This window comes from Microbacterium meiriae, assembly GCF_040702565.1.
GTDB lineage: Bacteria > Actinomycetota > Actinomycetes > Actinomycetales > Microbacteriaceae > Microbacterium > Microbacterium meiriae.
The window spans coordinates 975,608-990,708 of sequence record NZ_JBFBLJ010000002.1 but is presented as its reverse complement, the minus strand read 5'-3'; the positions used below and the strand labels follow the sequence as shown (position 1 = coordinate 990,708).

The 15,101-nt window shown below is 70.1% G+C and carries 17 protein-coding genes; 5 read left to right on the top strand and 12 right to left on the bottom strand.

Annotated features, from left to right (window positions below; genetic code table 11):
- The 8 genes from AB0310_RS12195 to AB0310_RS12160 all read right to left on the bottom strand — a co-directional run bounded on the left by AB0310_RS12195 (position 1) and on the right by AB0310_RS12160 (position 6,991).
- Complete coding sequence (locus AB0310_RS12195) at positions 1-588, bottom strand: TetR/AcrR family transcriptional regulator (RefSeq protein ID WP_366237343.1); 588 nt, start codon at positions 586-588, stop codon at positions 1-3.
- A gap of 205 nt (positions 589-793) precedes the next feature.
- Positions 794-1,990: a Gfo/Idh/MocA family protein gene (locus AB0310_RS12190; RefSeq protein WP_366237342.1), complete on the bottom strand. Its 1,197-nt coding sequence runs from the start codon at positions 1,988-1,990 to the stop codon at positions 794-796.
- Between the two features lie 43 nt (positions 1,991-2,033).
- Positions 2,034-3,089, bottom strand: coding sequence for a LacI family DNA-binding transcriptional regulator (locus tag AB0310_RS12185; RefSeq protein WP_187663121.1), 1,056 nt, complete (start codon positions 3,087-3,089; stop codon positions 2,034-2,036).
- Between the two features lie 3 nt (positions 3,090-3,092).
- Entirely contained in the window at positions 3,093-3,983 is an 891-nt protein-coding gene (locus AB0310_RS12180; RefSeq protein WP_259952855.1) for a carbohydrate ABC transporter permease, read from the bottom strand.
- Positions 3,976-4,881 (bottom strand): carbohydrate ABC transporter permease, encoded by a 906-nt coding sequence (locus AB0310_RS12175; RefSeq protein WP_366237341.1) that lies wholly within the window; start codon positions 4,879-4,881, stop codon positions 3,976-3,978. The genes AB0310_RS12180 and AB0310_RS12175 overlap by 8 nt, the downstream gene beginning before the upstream one ends.
- A gap of 4 nt (positions 4,882-4,885) precedes the next feature.
- Positions 4,886-6,148 carry an ABC transporter substrate-binding protein gene (locus tag AB0310_RS12170; RefSeq protein WP_280565090.1) on the bottom strand — a complete coding sequence of 421 codons (1,263 nt, stop codon included), beginning with the start codon at positions 6,146-6,148 and terminating at the stop codon, positions 4,886-4,888.
- 112 nt (positions 6,149-6,260) lie between these two features.
- The gene (locus AB0310_RS12165) at positions 6,261-6,620 is read right to left on the bottom strand and encodes a fluoride efflux transporter FluC (RefSeq protein ID WP_366237340.1); all 360 of its coding nucleotides are present in this window, start codon (positions 6,618-6,620) and stop codon (positions 6,261-6,263) included.
- The gene (locus AB0310_RS12160; RefSeq protein WP_232089161.1) at positions 6,617-6,991 is read right to left on the bottom strand and encodes a FluC/FEX family fluoride channel; all 375 of its coding nucleotides are present in this window, start codon (positions 6,989-6,991) and stop codon (positions 6,617-6,619) included. Before AB0310_RS12160 ends, AB0310_RS12165 begins: the two co-directional genes overlap by 4 nt.
- A gap of 86 nt (positions 6,992-7,077) precedes the next feature.
- On the opposite strand from AB0310_RS12160, the gene AB0310_RS12155 reads away from it, so the two are divergent.
- Complete coding sequence (locus AB0310_RS12155; RefSeq protein ID WP_366237339.1) at positions 7,078-8,607, top strand: FAD-dependent oxidoreductase; 1,530 nt, start codon at positions 7,078-7,080, stop codon at positions 8,605-8,607.
- Between the two features lies 1 nt (position 8,608).
- Here AB0310_RS12155 and AB0310_RS12150 read toward each other — a convergent pair whose 3' ends face one another.
- From AB0310_RS12150 to AB0310_RS12140, 3 genes are all read right to left on the bottom strand, one after another.
- Entirely contained in the window at positions 8,609-9,415 is an 807-nt protein-coding gene (locus tag AB0310_RS12150) for a nitroreductase family protein (protein ID WP_259952866.1), read from the bottom strand.
- A gap of 4 nt (positions 9,416-9,419) precedes the next feature.
- Positions 9,420-9,803, bottom strand: a complete 384-nt coding sequence (locus tag AB0310_RS12145) for a hypothetical protein (RefSeq protein WP_187663113.1) — start codon at positions 9,801-9,803, stop codon at positions 9,420-9,422.
- Positions 9,804-9,916: 113 nt separating this feature from the next.
- Entirely contained in the window at positions 9,917-10,792 is an 876-nt protein-coding gene (locus tag AB0310_RS12140; RefSeq protein ID WP_366237338.1) for a MerR family transcriptional regulator, read from the bottom strand.
- Between the two features lie 219 nt (positions 10,793-11,011).
- Here AB0310_RS12140 and AB0310_RS12135 point away from each other — a divergent pair, with 219 nt between their 5' ends.
- Positions 11,012-11,851 carry a DUF4097 family beta strand repeat-containing protein gene (locus tag AB0310_RS12135; RefSeq protein WP_187663111.1) on the top strand — a complete coding sequence of 280 codons (840 nt, stop codon included), beginning with the start codon at positions 11,012-11,014 and terminating at the stop codon, positions 11,849-11,851.
- Positions 11,848-12,474 carry a PadR family transcriptional regulator gene (locus AB0310_RS12130; protein WP_366237337.1) on the top strand — a complete coding sequence of 209 codons (627 nt, stop codon included), beginning with the start codon at positions 11,848-11,850 and terminating at the stop codon, positions 12,472-12,474. Before AB0310_RS12135 ends, AB0310_RS12130 begins: the two co-directional genes overlap by 4 nt.
- A 62-nt stretch (positions 12,475-12,536) precedes the next feature.
- Here AB0310_RS12130 and AB0310_RS12125 read toward each other — a convergent pair whose 3' ends face one another.
- Positions 12,537-13,079 carry a universal stress protein gene (locus tag AB0310_RS12125; RefSeq protein ID WP_366237336.1) on the bottom strand — a complete coding sequence of 181 codons (543 nt, stop codon included), beginning with the start codon at positions 13,077-13,079 and terminating at the stop codon, positions 12,537-12,539.
- Positions 13,080-13,228: 149 nt separating this feature from the next.
- Between AB0310_RS12125 and AB0310_RS12120 the strand changes: the two genes are divergently transcribed.
- Both AB0310_RS12120 and AB0310_RS12115 read left to right on the top strand, forming a co-directional pair.
- Positions 13,229-13,420: a DUF3073 domain-containing protein gene (locus AB0310_RS12120; protein WP_025104705.1), complete on the top strand. Its 192-nt coding sequence runs from the start codon at positions 13,229-13,231 to the stop codon at positions 13,418-13,420.
- A 290-nt stretch (positions 13,421-13,710) separates the two neighbouring features.
- Positions 13,711-15,024, top strand: a complete 1,314-nt coding sequence (locus AB0310_RS12115; protein WP_259952877.1) for an ABC transporter substrate-binding protein — start codon at positions 13,711-13,713, stop codon at positions 15,022-15,024.
- Positions 15,025-15,101: the final 77 nt, after the last annotated feature.

Genomic DNA, 15,101 nt, shown 5'->3' with positions numbered 1-15,101 from the left:
TCAGGGGGTGGCGGTCGCTGCGGATGGGAGGGAGAGAGGTTCTCCGAGGATCCGCGCCAGTGCGGATTCGAGGAAGGACTGTTCGAGATCGACGTCGCGGATCTGCGTGCTCCACATGACGCCGTCGATGAAGATCATCGCCGCTCGGGCCCGGTCGGCGCCATAGGTCGGCTCCAGGAGGTCGACGAGGCGGTCGGACAGGTGGCGCGCGAGCTGGCGCAGACGCGGATCGTGCACGGCTGCCGTGACCACGGCTCGATCCGCCTGCACCGCGTGGCCGTCGTGGATGCTGTCGTACACGAGCGCCGCGATGACGTCGGCCCCGGCTCCCCGCTCGGCGAGGGTCTGCCGCACTCCGTCGAGTCGGCATTCGATCTCGTCCGCGAGCGCTCGGAAGGCGGCGGTGCGCAGGCCGTCGAGGGTGTCGAAGTACTGGGTGGTCGCCCCGAGCGGCACTCCGGCTCTGGCGGCGACCATCCGATGCGTGATGGCGTCGGCCCCGACCTCGACGATCAGCTCGGCCGTCGCGGTGACGATCTCCCGACGACGCGCTTCGGGGTCACGCCGCCGACGCGCGCTCTCCACCATCGCTCACCCCCTGGACACCCGTACATGTACGTTTGTACATTCGCTCCGGTGTGAACTCCCTGAGAACGGCCGCCCGCTTCTTTCCTGTCTCCCCGCCGTGCCGGATCACTTCCGCACCCCGCACCCCCGTTCCCGGTCCCTTTTCGCGCTCTCACGGGTGGGAATCTCCTCCCGTGATCGAAAACGTACCGGGGCGGGGGTGGGGTCAGGCGGCGGAGGAAGACGGGGCGGAGGAGGGGGTCTGGCCGCGCTCGAAGTAGGCGACGAGATCGGGGGCGAGCGGGGGGACGGCGATCGCGGAGCCGTCACCCCGGAGGGACGCGGTGGCGAGGATGCCGGCGGCCACGGCCTCGCGCGCCGCGACGGGAGAGGTCGCCGTGAGACCCCCGTGCCGCACGAACCGGAGGAACTCGGCCACGAGCAGCGCGTCGGCTCCATCGTGTCCGGCGTCGGGCACCTCGGGCACGACGAACACCTCGTCCGCGTCGGCCGCCCCGGCATGCCGACGGTTCCACAGCTTCACCTCGCTGCCGGCCACGTCGCCGAAGTTCTCGATGCGCCCCTCGGTGCCGATCACGGTGTAGTTCCGCCAGTAGTCCGGGGTGAAGTGGCACTGCTGGTACGAGGCGAAGATCCCGCCCTCGAGCCGCAGGTTCACCATCGAGATGTCCTCGACGTCGACCACGGGGTGGAGTCCGGTGAGCGCGGTCGGCGGCCAGTTGTCCATGCTGAACCAGTCGGGCATCCGCTCCCCCGTGCGGTCCCGCCGGTCGGTGATGTCGCCGTAGACGCTGAGACCGCCCATCGCCGCCACCTGCTGGGTGTACGCGCCCGCCAGCCAGTGGATGATGTCGAGGTCGTGCGCTCCCTTCTGCAGGAGGAGTCCGGTGGTGCGGCTCCGGTCGGCGTGCCAGTCCTTGAAGTAGAAGTCGCCGCCGTGCCCCACGAAGTGCCGCACCCACACGGCCTTCACCTGCCCGATGCGCCCGGTCTGGATGAGCCCGCGCATGAGCGTGATCACGGGCATGTGCCGCATGTTGTGGCCGATGTAGAGGCGGGTCCCGGTCCGTCGCGCCGTCTCCAGCATGCGGTCGGCGTCGGCGAGGTCGATCGCGAGGGGCTTCTCGCAGAAGACGGGCACCCCGGCCTCCAGCGCCCGGATGGTCAGCGCGGCGTGCGTGTCGTCCGGGGTCAGCACCATGACCGCGTCCACCCCGGACGCGAGCAGCTCGTCGAGGGAGTCGGTGATGAGGGCGTCGGGGACGAGCGCCCTGGCGTCCTCGCGGGCACGCGGGGCGAGGTCGCAGACGGCGGTGATACGGGAGCCGTGGCCCGGCCGATGCACCTCCTCCTGAAGGGTGGAGCGCGCGCCGAAGCCGATGATGCCGATGTGGAGGTCCAACAGAAGTCCTTCGTGAAAGGGGGGGGGAAGAAGAGGGGGCGGCTCAGCGACCGCGGGCAGCCGGGGCGTCGAGATCGGTCGAGCCGCCGGGGACGAGGGCCCAGGGGAACTCGTGCAGCGCACCGGGCGAGGGGTCGCTCTCGAGCGCCTTCTCGACGATGATCCGCGCCTGCCGCTCGTAGAAGTCCGTCGGGCCGACGGTGGTGAGGGTGGGGGCGATGAGCCGGGCGTCCGGGGTGTTCCCGACGCCGACCACCGCGACGTCGTGCGGCACGCGGAGCCCGAGCATGTGGGCGGCGTTGATCGCGGCGATCGCGGCGAAGTCGGTCGTCGCGTACACGGCGTCCGGGCGGTTCTCCTGCGACAGCAGCTCGATCGCGGCGGTGAAGGCGCTGGCCTGCGTCTCGGCATAGGTCACGGTCCATGCCGGGTCCGGGGAGATGCCGGCCGCCGCGAGCTTCTCGACATATGGCGTGTACCGCGTGACCTGCGTGGCCGCGAGGCGGACGGCGCCCTCCGCGGCGATGCAGCCGATGGCCGCGTGCCGCTCCAGCAGGTGGTCCATCGCGAGCTCGCACCCCGGGATCGCGTCCGAGCGGATGACGTCGAACCCGTCCGGCTCCAGATGCTCCGAGAACACCACGAGCCGCTGGCCGCGCTTGACGAGGTCGCCCAGCCGTCGGGCGTCCTCCTCGTCCAGCCCGACGCCGTCGAGGTATGCCACGTCGCTCTCGACGCGGTCGAGCGCCGCGTGCCAGTCGCCGTCGGCGAGGATCAGCGTCGTGAGCCCGTGTTTGTTCGCCTCGGCGTTCACGGCGTCGGCCACCGCCAGCGACCACGGATCGCTCAGCATGTGGAGGGAGAGCTGCACCATGCCGCTGCGACCGGTGCGGATCGCCCTGGCCGCCGTGTTCGGACGGTAGTTGAGCTCGTCCGCGGCCGCGAGCACCCTGGCCGCGGTCGCTTCGGCCACGCCGGCCCCGCTGGCACCGGCGCGGCCGGAGAAGACGTACGACACGGTCGCGGTCGACACCCCGGCACGTTCGGCCACCATCCGCAGCGTCGGTCGGCGGCTGGGGGCGTGCTCACGCTGTGCCATGTCTCATCCCTTCGTCCCGCTGAACGCGATGCCCTGGATGAACTGCCGCTGCAGGATCATGAACGTCACCAGCATGGGCAGGGTCGCCAGCAGGGCGCCGGCCATGAGCACCGGGTAATCGGTGCCGTGGATGCCGACGAGCTGCGAGAGTCCGACAGACAGCGGCATCTTCGCCGGGTCGGTCGTCACGATCAGCGGCCACAGCAGATCGTTCCAGGACCACAGCACGGTGAACACCACAAGTGCGATGATGCCAGGCTTCGCCAGTGGAACCATGATCCGCCAGAAGGTCTGCCACGGATTCGCCCCGTCGATCCGCGCCGCCTCCTCCAGCTCGGCCGGCATCGAGAGGAAGAACTGGCGCATCAGGAAGGTCCCGAAGGCGCTGAAGATGCCGGGCACGATGAGCGCCTGCAACGTGTTCAGCCAGCCGAGCGCCTGGATGATCTCGTACTGCGGCAGCAGGTAGAGCTGCGAGGGCACCATGAGTACCGAGAGGAACACGACGAACAGGGCGTTCCGGCCGGGGAAGGCGATGCGCGCGAACGCGTAGCCCGCCATGGTGCACAGGGCGACCTGCCCGACCGTGCGGCCGACGGTGAGGAGCACGGAGTTCAGGAACATCTGGCCGAACGGCATCGAGTCGAAGACCTCGGCGAAGTTCGTGAACACCCATTCGCGCGGGAGGAACGACGGCGGCACCTGCACCGAGTCGGACAGCGTCTTGAACGAGGTCAGCAGCTGCCAGACGAACGGGAACACCATGAGTGCGGCGCCGGCGATGAGCACGACGTGCACGATCCACAGTCCGCGGTTCCGGGGCGTGCCGGCCGTCCGCGATCGTGCGGGGGCGGCGCCGACGACCGCGCGGGTGTCGAGGGAGACGTCACTCATAGTGCACCCACTTCTTCTGCAGCCGGAACTGCACGATCGTCAGCACGAGGATGATCAGCAGCAGGAGGAAGGCGACGGCGGCGGCGTACCCGCGGTCGTTGTCGAGGAAACCCGCTTCGTAGAACAGGTAGACGACCGTGCGGGTGTTCGGCATCGCGGGGTTGCTGCGGCCGAGCATCATGTAGATGAGGTCGAACACCTGCAGAGCCCCGATGACGCTGATGACGCTGACGAAGAAGATCGACGGCGACAGCAGCGGGATCGTGATGGAGAAGAACTTACGCACGGGGCCCGCCCCGTCGAGGTCGGCCGCCTCCATGATCGTGTCCGGGATGCCCTGGAGTCCGGCGAGGAAGATGACGATGTTGGTCCCGAGTCCCGCCCAGATGCCGACGACGGCGATCGCGATCAACGCGGTGTTCGGGTCGGTCAGCCAGCTCCGCCCGTCGATGCCGACCGCGCCGAGGGCGGCGTTCAGGACGCCGTAATCGCCGTTGTAGATCATGCGCCAGACGAGGGCGATCGCCGCGGGCATGGTGACGACGGGGATGAAGTAGAGGGTGCGGTAGGCGCTGCGGCCCGTGAGGCCGGTGGTGTTCAGCAGCGCGGCGATCCCGACCGCGAGGGGGATGCCGATCAGCGCGATCACCGTGTAGACCGCGGTGTTGCGCAGAGCGCCGAGGAGCTCCGGGTCCTGGAACAGCCGCACGTAGTTCTCGAACCCGATCCACTCGGAGCCGCCGAACGGGCCGGACTTCGTGAAGGAGATGATGAGCGTGCGCACGGTGGGCCACAGGTAGAACACGGCCAGCCCCAGGGCGGTGGGCCCGAGGAAGACGAGGGCCCACCACGGCGAGGCACCGGGCGTCCGGCGCCGCCGGCGCGCGAGGACGGTCATCCGGTCACTCCTGCTCGGCGTCCAGCGCGGTCTGCATCTGCGCGGCGAGATCCTGCAGGCCTTCCTTCGGGGAGACCGCTCCGGACCAGACCTGGGACAGCACCTCGCTCTCGATGCTCGTCCACGCGGAGGTGTTCTTCGACACCGGGTACGGGACGGCCGTCTCCAGCGCGTCGATGTAGACCTGCAGGTCGTACTGCGGGAGCGCATCCACCCAGGCCTGCTGCGTGCCGTTGAACGCCGGGATCACGGTGCCGGTCTCGGCCTGGATCTTCGCCGCCTGCTCGCCGCTCGCGAAGGCGGCGAAGTCCTTCGCCTCCTCCACGTGCGCGCTCTTGGCGTTCGCGACGTTCCCGACGCCGTGGATCACGCTCTGGTTGCCCTCCGGGCCTGCGGGCAGCGGAGCCACGTCGACGCTGTCGCCGATGTCGGCGTTGTCCGCGTAGGCGATGGCGGCCCAGGAGCCGTTCTGGAACATGGCGACCTTGCCCGACAGGAAGAAGTCCTCCGGGTTCGTGTCCGTCATCTGCTGCGCCGTGGGCGAGGAGCCGTCAGCGATGAGGTCGGTCCACAGCTCGACGCCCTCGAGAGCCTCGGGCGAGCCGTAGCCGCTCTCAGTGCCGTCCGCGGAGATGACCTCGCCGCCGGCCTGTGCGATCGAGTTGTAGAAGTTCTCCTGGCCGTACTGGCTCGCGGCGACGCCGAACCGGCCGTTCGCGGGGTCGGTCAGCTTCGCGGCCGCGGTGGTGAAGTCGTCCCAGGTCCAGCCGGCGCTGGGGTACTCCACCCCGGCGGCGTCGAACAGCGTCTTGTTGTACCAGAGCGCGACGGTGTCGAAGTCCTTGGGGGCGCCGTAGAGCGCGTCGTCGTAGGTGTAGAGGTCGACGAGGCCCTGGGGGTAGTCGGAGGCGTCCACGTCGTCGAGCGGCGCGAGCTGGCCGTTCGAGGCGTAGAGCTGGAAGTTCGGCCCGTTCATCCAGAACACGTCGGCGGCCGACCCTCCCGTCACCGCGGTCTGGAGCTTGGTGAAGTACTCCTTGTAGGGCGTGACCTGGATCTCGATCGTGACGTTCGGGTGCTCCTCGGTATAGGCGGCGGCGATGTCCTCCATCGCGGGCTTCTGGTTCTCGTCCCAGATCGCGTAGCTGAGGGTGATGTCGCCGCCCGAGGACTCCCCGGTCGCGGAGGAGGAGCAGGCGGAGAGCGCCAGGACGGCGGCCGCGGAGGCGGCGAGAGCGCCCAGGGCGCGGCGGGAGGTGCGGGGCATCGAGGTCTCCTTTGACGGGTGCACGAGAAGGCGGTGCGCGATGTTAACCGTTTAGCGTTAAACGATTAGCAGTGAGAGTAGCGCGCCGCGTCCGTTCTTCGCAAGCACCGATCTAGAGCGCGGATCCCAGCGCCAGCCCCAGCCCCGCGGCGAGGAGACCGAGCAGGAGCATGCCGAGCGCGTCGAACGCCGCAGCGCCGCGTTCGCCGTCCCGCCACAGCGCGACCGCATCGAGCATCGCGGTGCTGAAGGTCGTGTAGCCCCCGAGCAGACCAGCGCCGAGCACGAACGCCGCCCCCGGCAGCGCCGTCGTCACGAGCCCCAGCGCGAAGGAGCCGGTGAGGTTGACGATGAGGATCCCCCACGGAAACCGTCGGCCGACGAACCGGGCGACACCGAGGTCGAGGAGATAGCGCAGGACGGCGCCGACGCCCCCGGCGAGCGCGGCGGCGAGGAACAGCAGCGGACTCACGTCGCCCCTCCCCGGCGCGGGCGCCCCAGCCGGAGCCCCGCGGACGCCGCGAGGAGGCCGAGGGCGAGGCTGACCGCGGCATACGCGGCGGCGAGGAGCGGCGCCGACGCCCACAGGGCCAGCGTCCCGGTCATGAAGGCGCTGTAGGTCGTGAAGCCGCCGAGGACGCCGGTGCCCAGCAGCAGCCGCAGCTCCGCCGAGGCCGGGAGCCGGGCTGCCACGACGCCGATGAGCAGGGCGCCCAGCACGTTGGCCAGCAGCACCGCGAGGGGGAACCCGCCGAGGTCGGGGAGGAGGAGCCCGAGGCCCAGACGCGCCGCCGTCCCCAGCGTGCCGCCGAGCGCGACGAGCAGGACACGACGGAGACTCACGCTGGCCACTGTAGTCGCGCATGACAGCGCGACCGTCGGATGTCAAGGCGTTGGGGCGGGGACGGGGACAGGCGTTGACTGTCGGCATGAAGCCACTCTGGAAGGTCGCCCAGGACGCACCCCACGGCACTCCCTTCGATCCCGGCGCGCAGCACGACGTGCTCATCGTGGGGGCAGGCCTCACGGGACTCTCGACCGCGGTGCTCCTGACCCGCGCCGGACTCGACGTCGTCGTCGTCGATGCAGGCGATGTGGCGGAGCTGTCGACGGGCGGCAACACGGGCAAGCTCTCCCTCCTCCAGGGGCAGCAGCTCGCCACGATCCGCGCGCACCATCCGGCCGCGCTCGTCCAGGCGTACGTCGACGCCAACCGCGCCGGCATGGAGTGGCTCACGGGTTTCGCGGACAGCGCCGGCCTGAGCTACACGGAGCGCACCGACCACACCTACGCCCAGGGTCCTGAGGGGCTCGAATCGGTGCGGTCCCAGCATGCCGCCGCGCGGGAGGCGGGACTGCCGACGCGTCTGCTCACCGCGGGCGAGCTGTCGACGCCGTTCCCCGTCGCGGGCGCGGTCGCGCTGGATTCCCAGGTGACGATCGACCCGGTCGCCGTCGCCGACGCGCTCGCGAAGGAGTTCCTCGCGGGCGGCGGCACGCTGCACACCGGCGTCCGTGTGACCGGTGCCCACGCCCTCCCGGAGCCTCGGGTGGAGACCACGGCCGGCCCGATGTTCGCCGAGCACATCGTCCTCGCGACGGGGACGCCGATCCTCGACCGCGGTCTGTACTTCTCCAAGGTCGCCGGGATGCGGTCGTACTGCGTCTCGTTCCGGGTCTCCAGCGGGGTGCCGGAGGGGACGTTCATCTCCGCCGACAGCCCCACGCGGTCGATCCGCCCGGTCTCGGCTGCCGACGGTCCGGCGGACACGGCACAGCTCGTCGTCGGCGGCAACGGGCATCCGGTCGGCCGCTCCGACGGCGAGACCGCGGCGATCGACGATCTCGTCGCCTGGACGCGGCTGCACTTCCCGGACGCGGAGGAGACGCACCGCTGGTCCGCGCAGGACTACCAGTCGCACAACCTCATCCCCTTCGTCGGTGCTCTGCCGCGCGGCCTCGGTCGCATCCGCATCGCCACCGGGTACGCGAAGTGGGGGCTGTCGAACGCGCCCGCCGCAGCCCTGCGGCTCACCGAGGAGATCATCGGGACGAAGCGCAGCGAGCGTCCGTCCTGGATGCTGCGCCTCGGCACCCGTCTGACCGTCCCCGCCGACCTCGCGCGCGGCGCCGTCGAGGGAGCGAAGGTGGCCGCCGCGGCCACGAAGGGCTGGGTCGAGGCCGAGACCACGCCGGTCCCGGTGCCGCAGCCCGCGGAGGGCGAGGGCGTGGTGGCGAACCGCGGCGGCCGCCCGGTCGCCATCTCCACCGTCGACGGCGTGACCCGTGCGGTCAGCGCGGTGTGCCCGCACCTCGGCGGCGTCCTCGGCTGGAACGACGCCGAGTGCACATGGGACTGCCCGCTGCACGCGTCGCGGTTCGCCGCGGACGGCACCCGCATCGAGGGGCCTGCTCTGAAGGACCTCGAGCAGATGCCGCGGACGGTCGGCGGCTCGTGACTCAGGACCGGGTCGGCGGGGCGTCCCAACCCTGCTGCGGGGTGTCGCAGTCCTCACGGAACACGTACTGCGACACGAGCTTGCGCTGGCTGCTGGACCAGTCGATCGCCGGGCGACGCTGCTCCGGCGGCAGGTAGCCCAGCCGGTAGACGGCCATGAGCTCCAGGTCGTCGGGCACCCGCAGCAGCCGCACGATCTCGTCCCAGCGCCCCGGCACCTCCATCGGGAACGAGATGAATTGGATGCCCATGCCCAGCTCGACCGTGGTCAGCCAGACGTTCTCCATGGCCGCGCCCATGCTGAACACGGAGTAGAACGACGATAGCTGCCCCGGCCGGTACTCGCTGCGGTCGAGCATGACGCCGAGCAGGAGGGGCGACCCGGCCACGAGCTTGCGGTTCTCCGCGCCCAGCGTCTTCGGCACCCCGAACGTGTTCATCAGCGTCTGGCCGCGCTTCGTGAAAACCTGCGACGTGAAGGGGCGCAGCGGCGCGGGGAGCTTGTCGAACAGCATGCCGCTGCGCTTCTCCTCCATCTCCTCCTGGCTGAAGCGGAAGTAGGGCTTGTACCGCTCGAAGAACGTGCCGTTCGACATCGCCTCGGTCATGCTCTCGCCGGAGATGCGCGCGATCTCGTCGATCGTGTCCCGGTTCTCGATCACGACGAAGCGCCACGGCTGACTGTTGAGCTGCGACGGTGCGCGACCTGCGGCTTCCAGGAGGATGCGCTGGTGCTCCTCGGAGACCGGGTCGGGGAGGAACGCTCCGTTCGTGGTCTTGCGGCGGCGGATGGCGTCGAGGAGTTCCATACGGTCACTTCCGGTCGGAGGGGAGGCGCGAGACCACGAGGCCCGCGAGGACGAAGGGCGCTGCCGTGAGGGCGACGAGGGGATGCCGGCGCGTGTGGGTCCCGGCGTAGGGGATCGCGGCCAGCGGGACGGCAGCGGGGAGGAGGGCCAGGGCGGCGCGGCGGCTGCGCGGCGTGCGGGTGGCCAGACCGACGACGACGGCGAGTCCGGTCGTCGCGCAGGTCAGGATGTAGAGCGCGTGGTGCACCCAGCGGAAACGACGCGTGTCGATGAGCCGTCCCGCCACCGCAGCCCCGAGGGCGCAGTTCGCCGCATAGGCCGTCGCCGCCGCCGCGAAGACTCCGGACGCGGGGCGGTCGTCGCGCTCGCGCTTCCGTCGCCCCGTCATGGCACGACCCTACGCCCTCCCCTCCTCCCCCGATCCACCCCCTTGCGTACGAGCGGCCCCCTTGAGTACGACCGCACCGGGGTGGGTCGCACGCAAAGGGGCCGCTCGACGGATCAGAGGGCGGCGTCCGCGTAGATGCGGAGCGCGTCGCGGACGAACTCCGCACCCTGCGTGCCGCCCGCGGACGTCGCGTAGTTCGCACCGAAGCGCGGGTCCGCGACGTACATCTCGCCGAGTCCGATGACGTACGCCGTGGCTGCGGCATCCGGCCCCTTCCGGAGGGCGGCGGCCGGAGTGCCGGGGATGCCCGTGAGCCAGGCGACGTGACGACGCGCGAGCTCCTGTGCCTCGGCGGACGCGGGATCGATGCCGCTCTCCGCCGCGGCGATCCAGTCGCGTCCGAGATCGGACACGCGCTGCTGCCAGTCGGCGCGCTCGGCGTCGCTCATCCCGCGCCACCAGCGGTCGCTGTCGGCGTAGGCCTTCGTCCCCCAGCGGTCCTCGACCTCCTGCTTGTACTGCGTGTGGTCGAAGCCGTCGAACATGTTCTCTGCCATGAGGTTCTCACCTCCTCTCAATGCCGTGATGGTGGATTCGACCGACGCGATCTGCCGCGCCAGCCGGGTCTGCTCCTCGCGCAGCAGCGCGAGGTGGGTCTCCAGGGCCGACGCCTCGGCCGCCGCCTGGTTCCCTGAGCCCGCACCCTGGTTCCCTGAGCCCGCACCCTGGGTCCCTGAGCCCGCACCCTGGGTCCCTGAGCCTGTCGAAGGGCCCAGCACCTCCGCGATCTGCGGCAACCCGAGCCCGAGCTCGCGCAGCAGGAGGATCCGCTGCAGTCGCACGAGCGCCGCCGCGTCATAGTGCCGGTAGCCGTTGGCCGCGATGCGCGACGGCGGCAGCAGGCCGATGTCGTCGTAGTGCCGCAGCGTCCGGCTCGTCGTGCCCGCCAGCCGCGCGATCTCCTGGATCGACCAGTCCCGCGATTCCATCCGCCCACCCCTTCCGTGTCAGGTCTCCTCCCACCGTAGAAGTTGCCGCTACGTCAAGGTCAACCCCGCCTCCGAATGGCGTGATTGGCTCTATTTCCGGCGGAGATGGGGCCAATCAGGCGATTCGAAGGAGAGAGGGGGTGTCGGAATCGAGATATATCGTGTTATCGTGACGGCAACACGATATATCGTGAATCCCTCGACACAGGAGAAGCAGACATGACCGAGAAGTGGCTCATCGCCCCCGGCGAGGAACGCGTCATCGACATCGCCTCCGCGACCCGGCTCAAGGTGGGCCTCGTCGGCGGACAGGTCGACGTCATCGCCCACGACGAACCCGGCATCCGGATCGAGGTGCACGGCGTCACCACCAAGGACCTCCGGATCGAATCCCGCGACGGGGAGGTCGAGATCGACCACCCGCAGCTGGGCTGGGACAACTTCCTCGAGGTGTTCCGGAACTTCGGCTCCGGCGGCCCGCGCGCCGAGGTGAGCGTGGCCGTCCCGCGTTCCATCGCCCTGACCCTGGGCGTCGTGAGCGCCGGCGCCCTCGTGTCGGGGATCCGCAACGACACCCGGCTCAACACCGTGTCCGGCGACATCATCGTCGACACCCTCATCGGCGACCTCAGCGTGAACTCCGTCTCCGGCGACGTACAGGTGCGCAACCTCACCGGCTCGATCAACGCCAACAGCGTCTCCGGCGACGTGGCCGTCACCGGAGCGATCCGCAAGGCGACGGTCGACATCGTCTCCGGGTCGACGCTGGTGGACGCCGCAGGCGATGTCAACACGATCACCGTGAACTCGGTCTCCGGCGGCACGACCGTCCGGCTCGACGAATCCCTCGCGGCGAACTACGTGATCCGCTCGCTCAGCGGTCGTCTCCTCATCGACGGCGTGGAGCGCAGCACCTCCGGCCCGAGCACCTACAACGGCACGTCCGGCGAGCTCGCCGGGCGCTTCGTGGACCTCCGCGCCAACTCCGTCTCCGGAGGGGTGACGGTCCTCCGCCGCGCTCCGCAGACGATCGAGAACGACCCGGAGTGGGAAGCATGAGTCCCGCGGTCTTCTCCCACGGCGATCTGCGCCTGTACCTGCTGTCGCTGCTCGCGGAGTCCCCGCAGCACGGCTACGGCATCATCCAGTCCCTCACGGACCGCACCGGCGGGACGTACACCCCGAGCGCCGGCACGATCTACCCGCGCCTCGCGAAGCTCGAGGAGGAGGGACTCGTCACCAAGACGGTCGACGGACGCACCACGATCTACGCGATCACCGAGGCCGGGCGCGCCGAGCTCGCCTCCCGCGAGAACGACCTCGCCGACATCGAGGCGGGCATCACCGACACCGTCCGCCTCATCGCCAACGAGGTGCGCCAGAGCGTACAGGAGGCGATGAAGAGCCTCCGCGCCGATCTGGCGACGGCCACCAAGGATGACCGGGCGGCGGCGAAGAACAAGCCGCGCACCGCGAGCGAGGATGCGCGACTGACCAGCCGTGAGGAGCTGCACCGCGCCGACGCCGTCGTGAACGCCTTCCGCGCACGGGTCCGCACCGACCTGCGCACCCATGTCGCGAAGGGCGGCGTCCTCCCGGCGTCGGTGGTCACCGACCTCGAGAACGCGCTGGATCAGGCCGCCCGCACCGTGACGGTCGCGCTGAGCCAGCCGGACTCCTGAGCCTCCATCACGCAGCACGAGGCCCCGCCGACATCCGTCGGCGGGGCCTCGTCGCGTCCGGGTCACTCCGGCCAGATCTCCTTCTGCTCGTCCGGTACCGACTCCCCCAGGGGCACGACGAGCACCGGACGGTGCTGGCGATGAGCCAGCCGGGCGGCCACGGAGCCGGTGAAGAACTCCCGGATCGACTCGCCGATGCCGCGCTTGCGGGTGCCGACCACGATGAGCTGGGCGTCGAGCTTGTTGGCGAGCTGCTTGATGGCCAGGGCCGGGTCGCCGACGAGCTGTCGCGCCGTCCAGGTGACCCCCTTCCCGGCGAGGATCGTGGCAGCCGCGGCCTCGACGGCCTCGAACTCGGCGGCGCCCGCGTCGAAGTTGATGTCGATGGGGGCGGAGTGCACGTAGCCGTCCGGATCCTCGTAGGTGACGAAGCGCGTGATGTCGACGTGGGCGACCACGAGCGGAGCGTTCAGCAGCCGGGCGAACCGCACGGCCTCATCGAGAACGTGCGGGTCCTGGTCGAGCTGCATCCCGACGATGACAGCCTTCTGCAGAGCGGCGTTCTGCGTGGCCTCTTCGGACGGAGTGGAGGTGCTGTCGGTCATGGAGATCGCTCCCTTCGCCGGCCTGGCCGCGGCCAGGGTCTGTTCCCCGCGTGCTATCCTGAATGCTACTCTTACCGGCCTCGAGCCGGTGTCGTGAATGACTCGGGCGCCTGTCTGCCCGCAGCTTAACTCGTGAGGGGGTCTCAGGCATGGGCCGTGGCCGTCAGAAGGCGAAGCACACAAAGATCGCCCGCGAACTCAAGGCGTACAGTCCGTCGGTGAACTACTCGGCGCTGGAGCGCGAGCTCGCGCACTCGAGCGACTCCGACGAAGACGCCTACGTCGACAAGTGGGCCGACGAGTACGCGGACGAAGACGAAGACGAACTAGAGAAGGCCTAGCCCCTCGGTTCGAAACACCCGCACGCCTCGTGCGGGTGTTTCGTCGTTCCCGGGCGGCGATGCGACGCCCCGGTCGCTCGTCCCGACCGCGCGGCCTGCCGCCGGAACGAGGAGGCCCTCGCGATGTCAGCGCTCCCTCAAGGGCAGGATAATCCGACGCGATTCCGCCGATCCGCGTCTTGTGAGCGCAAACATTTTCTGATTTGATGTGCATGTGATCGACGGCGCACCCTCGCCGCGTCCCGGCTTCGGGCGATCCGCAGGAACATGACCTCAAAGAGGAGAACAGCATGGCACCCACCTCACGCACCCCCCGCGTCGCCGCGGTCGTCGCCCTCGGCGCGGTGTCGGCGTTCGGACTCGCGGCCTGCGCCCCGGCCGCCTCCGGGGGCGGGGACGCCGGCGGAGAGCCCGTCACCATCGAGTACATGCACCGCCTCCCCGACGGCGAGGGCATGACCACGGTCGCCGAGATCGTCGACCGTTGGAACGAGGAGCACCCCGACATCCAGGTCAAGGCCACGAAGTTCGACGGCAAGGCCAGCGACATGATCCTCAAGCTCGAGACCGACATCAAGGCCGGGAACGGTCCGTGCCTCGCGCAGACCGGATACTCCGAGGTGCCGCAGCTCTACGTGAAGGGTCTGCTGGAGGACGTCGCCGCGGAGGCCGAGAAGTACGAGGACCACTACTCGGCCGGAGCGTTCAGCGGCATGCGGGTCGGCGACGCCATCGTGGGCCTCCCGCAGGACACCGGACCCCTCGTCTACTTCTACAACACCGCCGAGTTCGAGGCGCTCGGCCTCGACGCCCCGGCGACGCTCGACGACCTGACCGCCGCCTCCGCCACGGCCGCCGCCGCCGGCAAGTTCGTCACGGCGTTCACACCGGACGAGGCGCAGAACTGGCTCTCCGGACAGGCTGCCGCCGCCGGTGACACCTGGTTCTCCACGGAGGGCGAGGAGTGGAAGGTGGATGCCGAGGGTGCGGGCTCCGAGCGGGTCGCCGCCTTCTGGCAGGGCCTGCTCGACGGCAAGCAGACACTCGCGACCGAGCGCTGGGGTGAAGGGTTCACGGCGGCGCTGAACAACGGCAGCCTCATCGGCCACGTCGGCGCGGCCTGGGAGGCCGGCTTCCTCCTCGACTCCCTGGACGGCACTCCGGCCGAGGGGCAGTGGCGCGTCGCCCAGCTCCCCGACTTCGGCGCCGGGGCGATGAGCGGCCCCGACGGCGGGTCCGGCGTCTCGGTCATGAAGGGCTGCGAGAACCCCGCGGCCGCCATGGAGTTCAATGACTGGTTCAACACGCAGGTCGACGACCTCGCTTCCCAGGGCCTCGTCGTCGCCGCGAAGGGCGAGGTGGAGACCCCGGAGAAGATGCTGCGTCAGTTCGGCGGCCAGGACGTGCTGGCCGAACTCGGCACGGCCACCGAGAACCTCAACCCCGACTTCCCGTACGCCCCCGGATTCTCCACCCTGGCGAACATGAACGAGACGGCCGCCGCGGCTGCCGCCGGCACCGCCACGGTCGCGGACATCTTCACGACGGCGCAGGACACGGCCGTGGCGTCGCTGAAGGACCTCGGCCTCCCGGTCGCGGAATGACCGGACCGGACGGCATCATCGGATGAACGACGGCGGAGTGCACGGGCGATCGTGCACTCCGCCGTCGTCGTGAGAGC